General features: G+C 47.9%; 11 protein-coding genes and 1 pseudogene. 9 read left to right on the top strand and 3 right to left on the bottom strand.

Annotated features, from left to right (window positions below; all coding sequences use genetic code 11):
* Positions 1-191: 191 nt before the first annotated feature.
* The 4 genes from RDO88_RS13120 (at position 192) to RDO88_RS13105 (ending at position 4,969) form a co-directional block, all read left to right on the top strand.
* A complete protein-coding gene (locus tag RDO88_RS13120) occupies positions 192-791 on the top strand; it encodes a TetR family transcriptional regulator (RefSeq protein WP_307759790.1) in 600 nt (199 codons plus the stop codon).
* A 66-nt stretch (positions 792-857) separates the two neighbouring features.
* Positions 858-1,604 (top strand): 3-oxoacyl-[acyl-carrier-protein] reductase, encoded by a 747-nt coding sequence (fabG, locus tag RDO88_RS13115; protein WP_072544407.1) that lies wholly within the window; start codon positions 858-860, stop codon positions 1,602-1,604.
* Positions 1,605-1,616: 12 nt separating this feature from the next.
* Positions 1,617-2,300 carry a pseudouridine synthase gene (locus RDO88_RS13110; protein WP_307759789.1) on the top strand — a complete coding sequence of 228 codons (684 nt, stop codon included), beginning with the start codon at positions 1,617-1,619 and terminating at the stop codon, positions 2,298-2,300.
* Between the two features lie 128 nt (positions 2,301-2,428).
* Entirely contained in the window at positions 2,429-4,969 is a 2,541-nt protein-coding gene (locus RDO88_RS13105; protein WP_307759788.1) for a prolyl oligopeptidase family serine peptidase, read from the top strand.
* Positions 4,970-5,478: 509 nt separating this feature from the next.
* On the opposite strand, the gene RDO88_RS13100 is transcribed toward RDO88_RS13105, so the two are convergent.
* Positions 5,479-6,858 carry a sigma 54-interacting transcriptional regulator gene (locus tag RDO88_RS13100; RefSeq protein WP_307759787.1) on the bottom strand — a complete coding sequence of 460 codons (1,380 nt, stop codon included), beginning with the start codon at positions 6,856-6,858 and terminating at the stop codon, positions 5,479-5,481.
* 89 nt (positions 6,859-6,947) lie between these two features.
* Here RDO88_RS13100 and RDO88_RS13095 point away from each other — a divergent pair, with 89 nt between their 5' ends.
* Positions 6,948-7,784, top strand: a complete 837-nt coding sequence (locus RDO88_RS13095) for a peptidylprolyl isomerase (protein WP_307759786.1) — start codon at positions 6,948-6,950, stop codon at positions 7,782-7,784.
* 13 nt (positions 7,785-7,797) lie between these two features.
* Positions 7,798-9,036 (top strand): insulinase family protein, encoded by a 1,239-nt coding sequence (locus tag RDO88_RS13090; RefSeq protein ID WP_307759785.1) that lies wholly within the window; start codon positions 7,798-7,800, stop codon positions 9,034-9,036.
* Positions 9,037-9,281: 245 nt separating this feature from the next.
* Here RDO88_RS13090 and RDO88_RS13085 read toward each other — a convergent pair whose 3' ends face one another.
* Positions 9,282-11,504, bottom strand: a complete 2,223-nt coding sequence (locus tag RDO88_RS13085) for an alpha-L-fucosidase (RefSeq protein WP_307759784.1) — start codon at positions 11,502-11,504, stop codon at positions 9,282-9,284.
* 84 nt (positions 11,505-11,588) lie between these two features.
* Positions 11,589-12,602 carry a glycosyl hydrolase family 18 protein gene (locus tag RDO88_RS13080; protein WP_307759783.1) on the bottom strand — a complete coding sequence of 338 codons (1,014 nt, stop codon included), beginning with the start codon at positions 12,600-12,602 and terminating at the stop codon, positions 11,589-11,591.
* A 206-nt stretch (positions 12,603-12,808) separates the two neighbouring features.
* On the opposite strand from RDO88_RS13080, the pseudogene RDO88_RS13075 reads away from it, so the two are divergent.
* The 3 genes and pseudogenes from RDO88_RS13075 to RDO88_RS13065 all read left to right on the top strand — a co-directional run bounded on the left by RDO88_RS13075 (position 12,809) and on the right by RDO88_RS13065 (position 16,397).
* Positions 12,809-13,630: pseudogene (locus tag RDO88_RS13075) on the top strand (IS982 family transposase).
* A 118-nt stretch (positions 13,631-13,748) separates the two neighbouring features.
* Complete coding sequence (locus tag RDO88_RS13070; RefSeq protein WP_307759782.1) at positions 13,749-15,407, top strand: RagB/SusD family nutrient uptake outer membrane protein; 1,659 nt, start codon at positions 13,749-13,751, stop codon at positions 15,405-15,407.
* 18 nt (positions 15,408-15,425) lie between these two features.
* The gene (locus RDO88_RS13065) at positions 15,426-16,397 is read left to right on the top strand and encodes a DUF1735 domain-containing protein (RefSeq protein WP_307759781.1); all 972 of its coding nucleotides are present in this window, start codon (positions 15,426-15,428) and stop codon (positions 16,395-16,397) included.
* The last annotated feature ends 224 nt before the right edge of the window (positions 16,398-16,621 follow it).

Here is a 16,621-nt window from a genome sequence, read left to right as displayed (position 1 = left end):
ACGACCTTTGGGTTATGAGCCCAACGAGCTACCAACTGCTCCACTCCGCGATGTTCTTGATTTCGAGTGCAAAGGTACGACTTATTTTGGAAAAAACAAATATTCGGCAGATATTTTTTTTATTTCTTGTGTGATAAGGGGAAATGTCTTACTTTTGCTCAGATTATTAAGCAATGTGCAATTATTGAACCATGCCGTTATCCAAGACCAGAGCCCAGTTAGTGGACGTCGCCCGTCAGCTCTTTGCGAAGATGGGTGTCGAGAACACCACGATGAACGACATCGCCCTCGCTTCGAAGAAAGGGCGACGCACGCTCTATACCTACTTCAAGAGCAAGGAGGATATCTATCTGGCCGTGGTCGAGTCGCAGCTGGACATCCTGCTGGACACCATGAAGCGTGTGGCCGACAAGCACATCTCGCCTGACGAGAAGATGCTCGAGATGATTTACACCCGTCTGGACGTGGTGAAGGAAGTGGTTTACCGCAACGGCACGCTCCGTGCCGATTTCTTCCGCGACATCTGGAAGGTGGAGAAGGCTCGCAAGCGGTTCGATGAAAAAGAGGTACAGCTCTTCAAGGATGTGCTGCGTGAAGGAATGGAGACGGGTGTCTTTCAGATAGACGACCTCGACATGACGGCCGATCTGGTGCACTATTGTGTGAAAGGCATCGAGGTGCCCTACATCCGTGGGCAGATCGGAGCCAATCTGGACGACGCCACACGCGACAAGTACGTGGCACGCATCGTCTTCGGCGCCCTGCATCGCAAGGAGCCGAAAGCACTGTGATACGGGAGCGGAAAAGATAGTTTTACGACGAAGAAAAGATACTTTTAATTTTTAAACAATACGATTATGGGATTATTAACTGGAAAAACAGCCATCGTAACCGGTGCCGCACGTGGTATCGGCAAGGCTATCGCATTGAAGTTCGCCGCTGAAGGCGCCAATGTAGCATTTACGGACCTGGTAATCGACGAGAACGCCGAGAATACTGCCAAAGAAATCGAAGCCATGGGTGTGAAGGCCAAGGCTTATGCTTCGAACGCAGCCAACTTCGAGGATACGGCCAAGGTGGTAGAGGCCATCCATCAGGATTTCGGCCGCATCGACATCCTGGTGAACAACGCCGGCATCACCCGCGACGGCCTGATGATGCGCATGAGCGAGCAGCAGTGGGATATGGTCATCAACGTGAACCTGAAGTCGGCATTCAACTTCATCCACGCCTGTACGCCCATCATGATGCGCCAGAAAGCCGGCAGCATCATTAACATGGCTTCTGTAGTAGGTGTTCACGGCAATGCCGGACAGGCCAACTACTCGGCTTCCAAGGCCGGTATGATTGCTCTGGCCAAGTCCATCGCTCAGGAACTCGGCTCACGCGGCATCCGTGCCAACGCCATTGCTCCGGGCTTCATCATGACAGCCATGACCGACGCCCTCTCTGACGAGGTAAAGGCCGAATGGTGCAAGAAGATTCCTCTGCGCCGTGGCGGTACGCCCGAAGACGTGGCCAACGTGGCTACCTTCCTGGCATCCGACATGTCGTCCTACGTTTCGGGTCAGGTGATCCAGATCGACGGTGGCATGAACATGTAATTTGCTACTGATATGACCGTCGTATACGAGGACAATCACATCATTATCGTCAACAAGACCGCTTCGGAGATTGTTCAGGGAGACAAGACGGGCGACGTGCCCCTTTCGGAAACCGTCAAGCAGTATCTGAAAGAGAAGTACCACAAGCCCGGCAACGTCTTTATCGGTGTGACCCACCGCCTGGACCGCCCTGTGAGCGGTCTTGTTGTCTTTGCCAAGACCAGCAAGGCCCTGTCGCGCCTGAACGAGATGTTCAAGAACAGCGAGGTGAAGAAGACCTACTGGGCCATCGTGAAGCAGACGCCCGCCGAAACCGAGGGCGAGCTGGTGAACTACCTGGTGCGCAACGAGAAGCAGAACAAGAGCTACGCCTACGACTCCGAAAAGCCCGGCAGCAAGAAGGCCATCCTGCACTATCGGCTCATTGCCCGTTCGGACAACTACTGTCTGCTGGAGGTGGACCTGAAGACGGGCCGTCACCATCAGATCCGTTGCCAGCTGGCCAAGATGGGCTGCCCCATCAAGGGTGACCTGAAGTACGGTTTTCCCCGCTCCAATCCCGACGGCAGCATCTGTCTGCACGCCCGCCGCGTACGTTTCGTCCATCCCGTTTCCAAGGAACAGATAGACGTTGTGGCTCCCGTGCCGTCAGACAACCTGTGGCGCAGCTTTGAAGAAAGGGATCCCCAGTCTTAGGCTAACTCCCTAGTCTGCCTTAGGCTAGACCTTTAGTCTGCCCTAGACTAGGCCCTTAGTCTACCCTAGACTAGACTCCTAGTCTGAATCGGGGCGATGTATTTGAAATGAAAAAAACGGTTGCTTTTATGAAAAAAGAATTTTTACTCTCGGCATTGCTGCTCTGTGCAGGAATGTCCCTGCAGGCGCAGCAACAGCAGGCGTCTGCTTTCTATCTGCGTCCCGCCGTGTCGCTGCGGGCGCCTCTTCAGGGTGACAGCATCAACTTCAAGGGCGACAAGTTTGCCATGAAGGAGCTGTTGAAAACAAAAGTGAATCTGGATTTCGACTCCTATACCTACGACCGCGTCGAGGCTGATACCGCCGGTTACGTTCGTGTGGCTCCTGCCGACCGTGACAATCTGCTCTACCTCTTCGCCACCAACCTGCGTGCCGAGCGCTTCATGAAGGGCAAGCTCAAAGTTTCTTCGCCCGCCCGCTTCGAGGTGTTCGTCAACGGTGTGTCCAAGCATGTGAAAGATGCCGCTCAGGACAGCCTTTCGCAGGTACATCCCGCTGAAATCAGCCTGCGTCTGGAACCCGAGGCCGACAACGAAATTGTCATCAAGCTCCTTGCCTCAGCCGACGACAAGGCCGAACCCGTACTGAAGTGTACGTTCGAGGGCGATAAGGACTTCGGGAACGTACCCTTTCACATGGCTCCCGACATGAAGCGCCGTCTGTCGCTCTACAATACCGCCTTCGGACGGAAAGTCTACTCCGTCTCCCTCTCGCCCGACGGCAAGTACCTGCTGACCTATTATTGGGACAACTACTCCACCAAGCGCTCGCGTACGTGGCAGGAGCTGACCGAGGTCAAGACCGGCCGCATGATTCATCCTAACGTGCCCACCAACGCCCGCTGGATGCCCGTGAGCAGCAAACTCTATTATACCGTGACGGGCGATGAGCAAAGGGACCTCGTGCTGTTCGATCCCGCCACAATGCGCGAAGAGACGGTGATGGCCAATGTACCTGACGGAGGTTTCAGCTGGTCGCCCACGGAAGACTATCTCATTTATTCGTCTTCGGATGAAGGCGAGAAGGTGAACGGTCCCCTGAAGCGCATGCTGATGCCCGATGACCGTATCCCCGGCTCGCGTAACCGTTCCTACCTGGTGAAGTACGACCTGAAGACGGGCGTTTCCGAACGGCTGACCTACGGCTCGCGCCCCGTCTACCTGAACGACATCTCGTGGGACGGCGCCAAGCTGCTCTGCACCACGTCGAAACCCAACATCACGAAGTGTCCCTACAGCCTGACTACCCTGTTCGAAATCGACCTGAACACGATGAAGGCCGATACACTGGTGCGTGAGGATGCCTACCTCAACTCTGCTTCCTATTCGCCCGACGGCCGTCAGCTGGTGCTGATCGGCAGCCCCGAGGCTTTCGGTGGCATCGGCAAGAACTGTGGATCGCATCCCATTGCCAACGACTTCGATACGCAGGCTTTCCTGATGGACTTGGCTACTAAGAAAATAACGCCCATTACACGCGACTTCAACCCGTCGGTGTCTCTCCTGCAATGGAACCGTACGGACGGCTGCATCTACTTCAACACGACCGACAAAGACTGCCAGCACATCTACCGCTACACGCCGAAGAAAGGCACGTTCGAGATGCTTCCCTTGGCTGAAGATGTCATTTCATCCTTTACGCTGGCCGACAAGGCTCCGCAGGTGGCAGCCTATGTAGGTGGTGGCAACACCTCGACCGGCGTGGCCTATCTGTACGACGGCAAGAAGCAGACATCCAAGCTGCTGGCCAATCCGATGCAGAAGACGCTGGACAAGATTCAGTTCGGACAAATGGAAGAGTGGAACTTCACGGCTTCGGACGGTACGACGATTGAAGGCATGATGTGCCTGCCTCCCGACTTCGACCCCGAGAAGAAATATCCGCTGATTGTCTACTACTACGGAGGTACCACGCCTACTACGCGCGGTATGACCTCGCCCTACAGTCCGCAGCTTTTCGCTTCGCGCGACTATGTGGTCTACGTCATCCAGCCCAGCGGTACCATCGGCTACGGACAGGAATTCTCCGCCCGCCACGTCAATGCCTGGGGTGACTATACGGCCGACAATATTATTGAAGGCACGAAGAAGTTCTGTGAAGCCCATCCGTTTGTCAATGCCAAGCGCATCGGCTGTCTGGGCGCTTCGTATGGCGGCTTCATGACCATGTATCTGCAGACCAAGACTGACATCTTTGCTGCTGCTGCCTCTCATGCCGGTATCAGCAACGTCACCAGCTATTGGGGTGAGGGTTATTGGGGCTATTCCTACAATGCCATTGCCGCCGCAGGCAGTTATCCGTGGTCACAACCCGATCTCTTCACCAAGCACGGTGCCCTGTTCAATGCCGACAAGATCCATACGCCTCTGTTGCTTCTGCACGGTACGGCCGATACCAATGTACCCATCGGCGAGAGCATCCAGCTGTACAATGCACTGAAGATTCTGGGCCGGACGGTAGAATTCATTACTGTGGATGGTGAAAATCACTTCATAGCCGACTATGACAAACGTGTCCAGTGGCATAACTCCATTATGGCCTGGTTTGCCAAGTGGCTGCAGGACAGCCCCGAATGGTGGAACGACCTGTATCCTGAACGTCATTGGTAAGAATATAGAGAAACATCAAGGCGATAAAAAAGAAAAAGCCGCCCCCAGAATAGACAAGACGGGGCGGCTTTTTTCTTGTTAGTGTGCTTACTCTTGTTCAGCAACTTCGAGCAGGTGTTTTTGTCCGCAGTGCAAGAACTGTCAAAAGGGGCAACCGGAAGTATTTTAGGGCTGATTGTTTCCGGTTTTTGTATTGGCTCCCCCGGCATCTTCTTTTCAGAAGGTTGCCGGGGAGAGCCCTCCACAAACAAACATAAACAGGGCTGCTACTAATACTAACGTTTTACTTTCACTTGCTTTCCTTTTAAAAGAGTATATATATAAAGTTTAGGTTTAAGTTGCGTTTTTGTTGTGCAGGCTCGCGCTTGCATAATAGATAGCTTCAAATAGCGTGCCAAAAATGGCGCATGCTGCTTATTTGATTGATAAACAGCAAACTGGCTGTTTGACCTTTGTTGGGAAAGTGTGGAATGTAAGTGTGGATGTGTGGAATGAAGTGTGGAATATTTCTACAATATGTCCGAAAGGTTGTAGAGTTTCAGTTTGTTGTAGAGCGTTTTTCGGTCTATACCCAACAGTTGTGCTGCCCGGCTTTTATTGTTTCCAGTCTGGCGGAGAGCCTCGATGATGTGCTGTTTCTCGGTTTCTTCGTTACGCAGGGGCATGCTGCCGGGTGTAGGCATGGCAGGCTGGGTATACTGGAGGTCGGACAATTCGTTCAACGTGATAAACTTGCCTGTGGCAAGCAGGGTAGCGCGGCGTACGACATTCTTCATCTGACGGAGGTTGCCGGGCCAGTGATATTCGGTCAGGGCACGGGAGGCTGCCTCGTCAAATCCGATGAGGTGCTTGTCCATTTCACGGTTGGCCTGGTCCAGAAAGAAGTTGGCAAAGAGCAGGATGTCTTCGTGGCGGTCTTTCAGTTGCGGCATGCGCAGGGTGAACTCGTTGATGCGGTGGTAAAGGTCTTCACGGAAATTACCCCGTTCGATGGCCTGCTCCAGATTTTCGTTGGTGGCCGAAATCAGACGTACGTCCACTTGAATTTCCTTATTCGAGCCGACGGGACGTATCTTGCGTTCCTGCAAGGCACGAAGCAGCTGTACCTGTACTTCGTAGCTCAGGTTCCCGATTTCATCCAGAAAGATAGTACCGCCGTTGGCTGCCACGAAAGCACCGGTCTTGTCGGTCAGGGCACCGGTGAAGGCCCCTTTCACATGCCCGAAGAATTCGGAGGCGGCCAGCTCTTTGGGGATGGCGCCGCAGTCGATGGCTACGAACGGATATTGCGCCCGCTTGCTCAGCTGGTGGATGCGGTGGGCCACGTATTCCTTGCCCGTGCCGCTGGCACCGTTGATGAGTACCGACATGCTGGTGGGGGCCACCAGGCGGACGTAGTTGTAGAGCTGCTTGGCGGCATCGCTTTCTCCTTCGAGATAGTCGGACGGTGGATTGGTGGCAGTGGTTGTTTCTTTGCCTGCCGCGGCTTTTTCCTGGCGGACTACAGCTGGAGCCTCGTTTCCGGGTTCAGGAGTCTTCAGGGCTTCGTCCATCTTCTTGAGCAGTTCGTCGGGGTTGACGGGTTTTGCCACGTAGTCGCGTGCTCCCAGCTTCATGGCCTGTACGGCCGACTGGATGTCCGCATAGCCCGTCATGATGATGAGCGGCTTCATGCGTCCGTGCTGTCCCAACCATTTCAGCAGGTCGATGCCGTCGCGGTCGGGCAGGCGCAGATCGGACAGAATGAGGTCTACATCTTCTGTTTCAATGATTTTCTGGGCACGTGCGATACTGCTGGCCGACTGTACTTGAAAGCCTTTTTTCCCAAGCCAGGTCTTCAGCATCATACCATACGTGATGTCATCTTCTACTATCAATATAGACTTCATAAGCGCAAATATTATCTTTTACAACACAAAGGTAAGCGGTTTTGGCTGATTTTAGTATATTTGCAGACTTAAATTAAACAAAAAGTAAGATGAAAAAGACAACAGTTGTATTATTAACCATATTGATTTGCGGCTTTGCGGCCTGCAAACAAGACAAAAAAGCGAAAGATATGAGCGAAGAAACCAAACTGAAAATTGAGACCACCGCGGGTGATATCGTGGTGAAGCTGTACAATGAAACTCCCCAGCATCGGGACAATTTCATCAAGCTGGCCGAGGACGGTACTTACGAGGGAACCCTCTTTCATCGCGTCATCAAGGACTTTATGATACAGGCAGGCGATCCCGAATCGAAGAATGCGCCCAAGGGCAAGATGCTGGGTGCGGGCGATGTGGGTTATACCGTTCCTGCCGAGTTTGTTTATCCCAAATACTTCCACAAGAAGGGTGCCTTGTCTGCTGCCCGTCAGGGAGATAACGTCAATCCCCAGAAGGCTTCGTCGGGTTGCCAGTTCTACATCGTTACCGGTAAGGTGTACAACGATTCTACATTGCTGGGTATGGAAGAGCAGATGAATCAGAGACGTTTCAACAACCTTTTCAACGAGTTGGCTTCCAAGCATGCCAAGGAAATCTATAAAATGCGTAAGGCTAACGACCAGGACGGACTGATGGATCTGCAGGATACGCTGATTGCACAGGTTGAGAAGCAGTTGGCCGGTCAGCCCGAGTTCCGCTTCACTCCCGAACAGGTGAAAGCTTATACGACCGTGGGCGGTACACCCCATCTGGATGGTGAGTATACCGTCTTCGGTGAAGTGCTCGAGGGTATGGATGTGGTCGACAAGATCCAGCGTGTGAAGACCGACCGCAACGATCGTCCCGAAGAGGATGTGAAGATTGTGAAAGTGGAAGTTTTGAATTAAGGTTCGGGTGGGAATGTTTAAGATCAACAGACTGATATTGGAGAACGGCCTGCGGCTGGTGCATGTAGAGGACACCAGTACGCAGATGGTGGCGCTGAACATTGTATATGATGTAGGCGCGCGCGACGAGCACCCCGAGCATACGGGCTTTGCCCATCTGTTCGAACATCTGATGTTCGGAGGTTCCCTGAACATTCCCGACTACGATACACCGCTTCAGCTGGCGGGAGGCGAGAACAATGCGTGGACCAACAATGACATCACCAATTACTACCTGACCGTTCCCCGACAGAATGTGGAGACGGGTTTCTGGCTGGAGTCTGACCGTATGCTCGGTCTGGCATTCAGCGAACGCAGCCTTGAAGTGCAGCGAGGCGTGGTGATGGAGGAGTTCAAGCAACGTTGCCTCAACCAGCCGTATGGCGATGTCGGACATCTGATTCGTCCTTTGGCCTATCGTGTACATCCCTACCAGTGGCCTACCATCGGCAAGGAACTGTCTCACATTGCACAAGCTACGCTCGACGAGGTACGCGACTTCTTCTACCGTCATTATGCTCCCAACAATGCAGTTCTGGCCGTATCCGGTAACATCACGTGGGAGGAAACCGTGCGCTTGACGCAAAAGTGGTTCGGCCCCATTCCCCGTCGGGAAGTGCCCATGCGCCAGCTGCCCCAGGAACCTGAACAGACCGAAGAACGGCGTCTTACTGTGGAACGCCCTGTTCCCCTCGATGCTTTGTTCATGGCCTTCCGCATGTGCCGCCGCGACGATCCCGATTATTATGCGTTCGACATCCTGTCCGACATCCTGTCCAACGGTCGCTCCAGCCGCTTGAACCGCAGGTTGGTGCAGGAGCAGAAACTCTTTTCCAGTATCGATGCCTATATTTCAGGCAGCCGCGATGCTGGCTTGATTCATATCAGCGGCAAGCCTTCGCCGGGTGTGTCGCTCGATGAGGCCGAAGCTGCTGTCCGTGAGGAGTTGGAACAGCTCCGCCATTGCCCCGTTGACGAGCTTGAGTTGGAAAAGGTGAAGAACAAGTTTGAGTCTGCCCAGATATTCGGCAATATCCATTACCTGAATGTAGCCACCAATCTGGCCTGGTTCGAACTGGCCGGCCGTGCCGAAGACATGGATCGCGAGGTAGACAATTATCGTTCCGTCAGCGCTGACCATTTGCGTCAGGTGGCCGAACGTGCTTTCCGTCGCGAGAATGGGGTGGTGCTACATTATCGGAAAAAACAATAGTATTATTTGACTGAAGTGAAGAAAGCATTGTTTTAAGCTGGGGAAAGCATCCGTTTTCCCAGCTTAAAGCAGTGCTTTTCCCAGCTTAAACGAATGGTTTTCCCAGCTTGGACAGATGGTTTAAGCTGGGTAAACGGATTGTGTGAAAGGAGATTCTTGGAAAACATACGAGGCTGTATCAGAAAGGTGTGATGCCTGGTAAGGCATCCTCTTATTTGATACAGCCTCGTGTGGAATTTGGTTTATCAGAAGAAGTCTATTTCTGCAATCGACGCATAGTCCGATTTGTTGGCCGCTTCTATCATCTCGATTTTTATGTATCGGGCTTTCAACGGAGATTTAAAGTTGTGATAACGTTTTACCGGGTCGTTAATCAGGTTTCCGAATGTGAACTCTTCCGCTTTGTTCCAGTTCTTGTTGTCTTCACTGATCAGGATACGACCTCGTTCAAACATACCTTCTTTATTGGCTTTTTGGGGGGTATAGGCAAAGCCTTGTATTGTTTTGACAGCTCCCAAGTCGATTGTCAGATTGCGTTCGCCTGTAGTTTTCTGAGTCTGCCAATAGGTAGCCGGGTTCTCGTCAAATGCCAGATTGGCTTTGTGGGCACCATCTTCACTGCTTGCAGCAACCACTTTCCAATTCTTTTTGATGTATCCGAGTTGTTCTTTGTAAACAGGTCCTTGCTCTTTGCCTAAAACGGACATGGCACGTACCTCTTGATTGTCAACCTGGAACGGGCCTTGGTAGACAGGGGAGGAGAATGTCGGGTTGCTGCCGTCGAGTGTATAGTGGATTGTATATCCGGCATTCAGATTGTTTATGCTGTTTTCACCATGGCGTTTCCAGTTGAAGTCGGGTTGCAGGGGTTCGATGGTGAGTTGGCCGTCCAGATTACGCCAGGCCGTGAGCTGTGGCGGACGTGAATGGTAATAGTGGGCAGAAATTTTACTGATAGCAGCCTTCATACGCATTTGTGGGAAGCGTATACGGATCTGGCTGGTCGTTACATCGGGGAATCGCAGGATACGCTTGTAGCCGATGTTGGTAGCGTGGGCTATCTCTTTCCAGGCACCGTCTATCCAGGCTTCGACAACATGTTCTTCTACACGTTCTCCGCGTAGTGCAATAGCTTCCTGCAGAACCAGTCGATTGAACTTGATGGGAGAAGAGGTCGTTATCTTGATTTCTTCGTCTGGTGATGCAATTTCGATGTAGCTATTCTTATCCTGGTCCAACACTTCTTTAGGACCTTGGGCCTGCTTGAACAAGTCTTTTCCGTATGTTTCCCGTATACGTTTTCCCACTTCTTCCAGTACTTTGACATCTGTGTCGGAGAAACGGCCTTCCCGGTTGGGCGGAATGTTCAAAAGGAAGGTCGAGTTTCCTCCTACGGCACGCTCATATATGTCGAATACGTCGTCGGCGCTTCGTACTTTCTGGTTGGTGTCGTCACGATAGAACCAGCCTTCACGGATTGATGTATTGGTTTCGGCCTGTTGGTAATGCAGATATTTTCCTTTGTACAACACTTTGCGGCTGCCTAAGTCAGGATCTGTCATATCGGGGAAATGAGATGCTGTGTCTGGGTTTTCGGGATAGGTGATGACATTCCATTCTGTGCTTCGTGTTTGTCCGGCTTCGTTGCCACACCAGCGGATATCTTCCCGTCCGAAGATCGAGGCTTTGGGAGCCAGTTCCTTGATTAATTGTTTCCAGGCTGCATAATTGTAGCGCTGTCCCCCTTTCCGTTTGGGATGGGCGCCGTCGAACCATACTTCATGTATTTCACCGTACTCAGTCAGAATTTCGAACAGTTGGTTCATGAAGTATTCGTTGTAGTCGTCCAACATGAACTTGAATGTTTTCTTGTTGGCAAACGGGCGGCCTTCTACTTGCCTTGGAATGGTTCGCATTGTGTATTTGCTCAGATTTCCATACAAGCCTTCCGGGTTTTCAATCTGGTATAAATCGGCCGGAGATAGATAGACACCTAATTTCAGCCCATATTTTTTACATGACTGTGAGAGTGATTTCAAGATGTCTCCTTTTCCGTTTTCAAAACCGGTGGACATGATGCCATGCTTGGTATACCGGCTTTGCCATAATACGAAGCCGTCGTGGTGTTTGACCGTCAAAATCACCATTTTCATGCCGGCTGCCTTAATGGCTTTGCACCATTGGTCGGTATCCAGATGTTTCAGGTCGAAAATCTTGGGATCTTCTTTTCCTGTTCCCCATTCCATTCGTGTAAAGGTATTCGGTCCGAAATGGATAAAGGCGATGAACTCATTTTCCAATGACTGCATTTGATTGGCTGTCGGAATAATGTGGGCAGCTTTTTCAATAATGATTTCCTTGGAATCCGTGTTTTCAATTTTGATGGTATTGGCAAACTCTCTGGTCTGTCCGAAAGCTGTCAATGCCAGGCAATTGAGTAGGATGGCTAGATTTCTTCTTGTTTTCATGATTGTTTATTTAATGGAGTAATAGTGTTATAACACATAACGAGCTTGGATGTTGATTGGAAAAACGTTGGTTGGAAGTGGAACTTATTCCCCCTGCATCCCTTTATAGGCTGTTTTTCGGAGACTCCCTTCTTTCCCATCAGAATTGTATTCCCAATACATGATGCCTTTCAGCCCTTTTTGCTTGATGAAAGCACATTTGGCTGCAATGGAGGCTGGATTTTCATACGAGCAAACCAGTTTTCCTTCTTTATCGGCAAGGTAAGGGACTTTTGCAATGGAATCCCAGCAAACCTTGTAATCCTGCTGTGCCCTTATTGCATCGTAACTGATAAAATCAGGCAGTGGAGCAGCTGCATGTCCATAGAAAGGAATGCCCAATACCAGCTTTTCTGCAGGAACTCCTTTCTGAATATGGGCTTCAATGGATTCTTCACCGCATCCGTTTCCTACCAATGGCGAGCGGTGAAGAGCCGCATGATGGTAGGGAGGACGGTTGATGTCGTATACCATAGCATTGACAAAATCTATATAAGGGTCGATGGCTTTGAAGTCTATGTAATCGCCGTTATGTACGGAAGCGAGTGTTAAGAGTTTGTCAGGACCAATTGCTTTTCGTATGTCTCTCATCAGTAGCGTGTAATTTTTTGTATCGTCAGGAGAAGATGATATCCCTGCCGCACTGCTGGTTGGGTATTCCCAATCTATGTCGATGCCGTCCAGTTGAAATTGCTCTATTGCCCTCTGGCAATCGTTGGCAAACGACATGCGGTATTGTTCGTTTGCTGCCATTTCGCTGAATCTGCCGCTTTCCCATCCACCGACGGAAAGCAACACCTTCAGATGGGGTGCTTTTTGTTTGAGGGCTGTAATTTCAGACAAACGTTTTTCATTGTCTATTTTAAGTTTGCTGAATGTAGAATCTACATGAGCGAATGCATAGTTTATGTGTGTTACAATGTCAGGGTCTGGAAGAGTTGTCCCGTGCGATGTGACATACGCCAAAACAATTTTTTCACTTTTGTTGGAACAAGATTCCATCATACATGCCACAATAGAAAGGCAGAGAAGGGCTATTAGCTGAAATATACTTTTCATGTGTATAAATAGATTAACGTGAGTTCGATATAAGCAAATAAATATTTCATTGGGAATTAGGAATATAGCGATAAAAGTGTTAAATTTATAGTGCTCAATTATGACATTTAAATAATTACCGCTATGTTCTCAAGGTCTAAAATTACAGAAATTTATTGTATGGCGATGATTTTTGCAAGGAATTTGTATTGCAACAGGAAAAATATATGGTTGAAGACAAGAAGCAGAAGCATCGTAACAAGCCCAACCGTATGAGTGATGCGGAGATCATGGTCATTCTTATTCTGTTCCATAGCGGCGGTTTCCGCTGCTTCAAGTCTTACTACAAGGAGTATGTCTGCAAACATCTGAAACACCTTTTCCCGTGCCCGGTATCCCTATAACCGTTTTGTAGAACTGGAGAAAGAGGTGCTGCTTCCCCTGGCCATTTTCATTAAGAAAGTCCTGCTGGATACCTGTACCGGCACCAGTTTTGTTGATTCCACAACTCTGCGTGTCTGCCGTAACCAACGTATATTGATCTACAAGACATTTGTGGGACTTGCGAACGTGGGAGAAGCTCCATGGGATGGTTCTTCGGATTCAAATTGCATCTGACAATCAATGACAAGGGTGAAATCCTGAATTTCATGCTCACTCCCGGGAATGTGGATGACCGCGAGCCATTGAAACAAGGCCGGTTTCTGGAAAACATAAAGGGAAAATTATGTGCCGACAAGGAATATATCGGGCAGGCACTGTTCGAGAACCTTTTCCTCAATGGCATACAGTTTGTCACCAGGGTCAAGAACAATATGAAGAATTCCCTGATGAGTATAACCGACAAGATTCTTCTCTGAAAAAGAGCCTTGATTGAAACGGTCGATGACGAACTGAAGAACATTACGCGGATAGGGCATTTCAGACACCGTTCATTCAACAACTTCATTGCAAATACGCTGTCGACTATTGCGGCATACTGCTTTTTTGAGAAGAAGCCCGCCATTGACGTGAACTTTATCAATGATGGGCAACAGGCTATATTCTGATTCTTATTTCGAACTCACGTTAAACAACGTTGTGTTAAATAGTGTACCTAAATTGACCGAATTTTGGTAGGCGTTCTTTCTAGCTTATCGTAACTTTGTATGACAAGCTTATGAATATATGTCCAAAACCTATGACGATAACGAAGGCTATTATTTGGATGGAGCTACAGATGATGCTGTCATTACTAGTACGACTCACGTTTTGACTAAGCTTGGTACTGGAGCTATAACTACTGCTCAAGATCCTTTTGAGGGATATTGGAAAAATGACTATGAAGCCATTGCTTCCGTGAATCGTTTTCTAAAGGATGATAGAGGCTTTCATACTAGATATAAAACAGAAGCTCGAAAAGATAGTTTAACTCGTTGGAGACTTCAAGGGGAAGCCTATGCCTTAAGAGCTTGGTATGAATGGGATTTGTTAAAACGATTTGGTGGTAGGTCGGAATCCGGAAAATTATTAGGATTTCCAATTATAACAGAATCATTTGATGATGAGATTTTGACTGGTGATTTCAATCAGGCACGTGATACATATGAAGATTGTATGCAAAGAATAAAAGAAGATTGTGATTCTGCGTTTAAGTATCTTCCTATTGCACATAGAGATTTTTTGATAAATGCTAGTGATAAAGGGGCGGCTGGAAGTATGTTTTGGGGATGTATGGATGGTATTACAACCCGTGCTATTTTATCTCAGATGTATCTGACTTACGCAAGTCCTTTATTTAATGATGGAGATAAGGAACGGTGGAAACTTGCAGCTCAATATGCTAAAGAAGTGATAGATTTCAAATTAGAAATAGATGGTGCTCATGGTTTTAAACCACAGGAACGTGTACTTTGGACTGATCCAAATTTCGCGGGTATTATCTTTTCTTCTAGATTCAACAGTTCTAATGATGCAATGGAGAAGGCTTTTTACCCTGGAGGTTTCCGTGGTAACGGAAGTATTGGAGCAACTCAAGAATTGGTGGATGCTTTTCCTATGAGTAATGGATATCCGAAGGAACACCCCGAAGGAGCCAAGTTGTATGACCCTCAAAATCCTTATAAAAATAGAGATCCTAGATTTTACAGTGTGATTTTTTATAATGGAGCTCAGGCTTACAGGGATAACAATACCAGTAAACCTATGTATACGTTCGAAAATTGGATTTCTGATGCCAATGGACAGTCAGGTAAGGACTTGGCAGATTTGTCTAAAAATAGTCGTACCAATTATCATATAAAAAAGTATGTATATATGGGATTGAACTGGAATGATGCAAATGTAAAGAAATCTAATCACTCTAAGTTTTATATTAGGTGGGCTCATATGCTTTTGAACTTTGCAGAAGCTGCTAATGAGTATGTAGGCCCTGAGGTTGAAATCGATGGCTTGTCTGCAAAAGAGGCAATGGCTATGCTTCGTACAAGAAAAACTTACGACAATCAGTCTTTGTTCGAGTCTGATCCTTATTTGGATGAAGTAGCCAAACAAGGGCAGATTGCTTTCCGTGAATTTATCAGAAATGAACGGAGAATCGAGACTTGTTTTGAGGGTATGAGGTATTATGATTTGAGGCGTTGGTCTACTGAGGATGATTTGTCTTTATTGAATATGAATGTTACTCGACCTGTTATTATAAAAAATTTGGATGGTTCCTTTACTTATGGTGAACCTGAAGTCGTGGAAGTACGTAAGTTCACTTCTCCTTATCAACCTATCCCTTATAAAGAGATGCGTAAAATGGACAAGTTGGAACAAAATAAGGGATGGGATCAGTGGAAATAATTTAAATGGATTATGAATATGAAAAAAATATTGTTTATATCATCAGTTGCTTTATTTATGGCTTCCTGTTACGAGGATTATGTGAAGGATTATGATTATTCTGGCATTTATTTTGCTAATCAGGTGAATACTCGTACGGTTGTTGTAGGCGAAGGGATGAAAATAGAAGTCGGTGCTGTATTGGGTGGAGTGATGGATAATAATCAGGACCGAGTCGTTGATTATGAGATTGACAATTCGCTTGTTGATGCGTCAGTTCTGGAAGCGATGAAATCAAGTACCTCCAACTATATTAAGGATGCAGTTGATGGTGTGGATGAACTGAAAAGTATGCCGTCTGATTATTATAGTATTAGTAATGATGTGATAGTAATTCCCAAGGGAGATCATTTGGGTAAAGTAACGCTGAAAGTTGACTCATTAAAATTTGTGAGTGATCCTCTTACCTTGAAAGCAAATTATGCAATTCCATTTAAAATAATTCGTGCTGATGCTGATACGATCTTGGCCTCAAAAAGTACGATGGTTATAGGTCTGAAATATGAGAACATGCTGTTTGGCAATTATTGGCATGGTGGTGTAACTGTGGTGAAAAATGCAAATGGTGAGGTTGTAGAAACTAAACGTTACTATACGCAGATACCTCAACCTGACAATCAAGTGTGGAGTTTAACTACTGTAGCTCCTGCGAGTTTGGTTACTAATAAAATTGGTGATGGAAATACTTCAGGTAACCTGAAACTAACCTTAAACCATCAAACTGGTGCTGTTAATGTTGAATCAGACAATGCTGTATTGGAGGTATCAAATGATGGTGATTGTTATTTTAACCGTGCCAAACTGTTGCAAGACCGAAAGATCTTTTTAAAATATAGGTTTAGGAACTCTGATGGAACGGTATCTTATGCGACAGATACTTTGACTTTCAGGAATAGGATTAGAGATGGAGTCAACGAGTGGCAGGATGAAAATCCAGAACATTATAACTAATTTTGGTTTGACAAGATTCTGAATATTAGGGGAAGGGAAAGTTAATAATCCTTTCCCCTTTTCATGTTCTTTGTATAGGTCTAGTATATATTCTCATTTACTAAAGCATAGATTTGTGTTGTCGTATCGTGTAACAATGGAGAAGTTTTAATGATTATTTCTAGGATGATTTTTAGAAGCTGTTTAAATTTCTTTATAATTAATTAAAAATCAGTAGGTTAATT

Source organism: uncultured Mediterranea sp. (assembly GCF_902493215.1).
Classification (GTDB): Bacteria; Bacteroidota; Bacteroidia; order Bacteroidales; family Bacteroidaceae; genus Bacteroides.
This window is presented reverse-complemented; position numbering and strand designations above follow the sequence as displayed.

Excerpts from the sequence above, each read along its gene's own strand:
- RDO88_RS13120 (WP_307759790.1), top strand. The coding sequence starts at position 192 with ATGCCGTTATCCAAGACCAGAGCCCAGTTAGTGGACGTCGCCCGTCAG.
- fabG (WP_072544407.1), top strand. The coding sequence starts at position 858 with ATGGGATTATTAACTGGAAAAACAGCCATCGTAACCGGTGCCGCACGT.
- RDO88_RS13110 (WP_307759789.1), top strand. The coding sequence starts at position 1,617 with ATGACCGTCGTATACGAGGACAATCACATCATTATCGTCAACAAGACC.
- RDO88_RS13105 (WP_307759788.1), top strand. The coding sequence starts at position 2,429 with ATGAAAAAAGAATTTTTACTCTCGGCATTGCTGCTCTGTGCAGGAATG.
- RDO88_RS13100 (WP_307759787.1), bottom strand. The coding sequence starts at position 6,858 with ATGAAGTCTATATTGATAGTAGAAGATGACATCACGTATGGTATGATG.
- RDO88_RS13095 (WP_307759786.1), top strand. The coding sequence starts at position 6,948 with ATGAAAAAGACAACAGTTGTATTATTAACCATATTGATTTGCGGCTTT.
- RDO88_RS13090 (WP_307759785.1), top strand. The coding sequence starts at position 7,798 with ATGTTTAAGATCAACAGACTGATATTGGAGAACGGCCTGCGGCTGGTG.
- RDO88_RS13085 (WP_307759784.1), bottom strand. The coding sequence starts at position 11,504 with ATGAAAACAAGAAGAAATCTAGCCATCCTACTCAATTGCCTGGCATTG.
- RDO88_RS13080 (WP_307759783.1), bottom strand. The coding sequence starts at position 12,602 with ATGAAAAGTATATTTCAGCTAATAGCCCTTCTCTGCCTTTCTATTGTG.
- RDO88_RS13070 (WP_307759782.1), top strand. The coding sequence starts at position 13,749 with ATGTCCAAAACCTATGACGATAACGAAGGCTATTATTTGGATGGAGCT.
- RDO88_RS13065 (WP_307759781.1), top strand. The coding sequence starts at position 15,426 with ATGAAAAAAATATTGTTTATATCATCAGTTGCTTTATTTATGGCTTCC.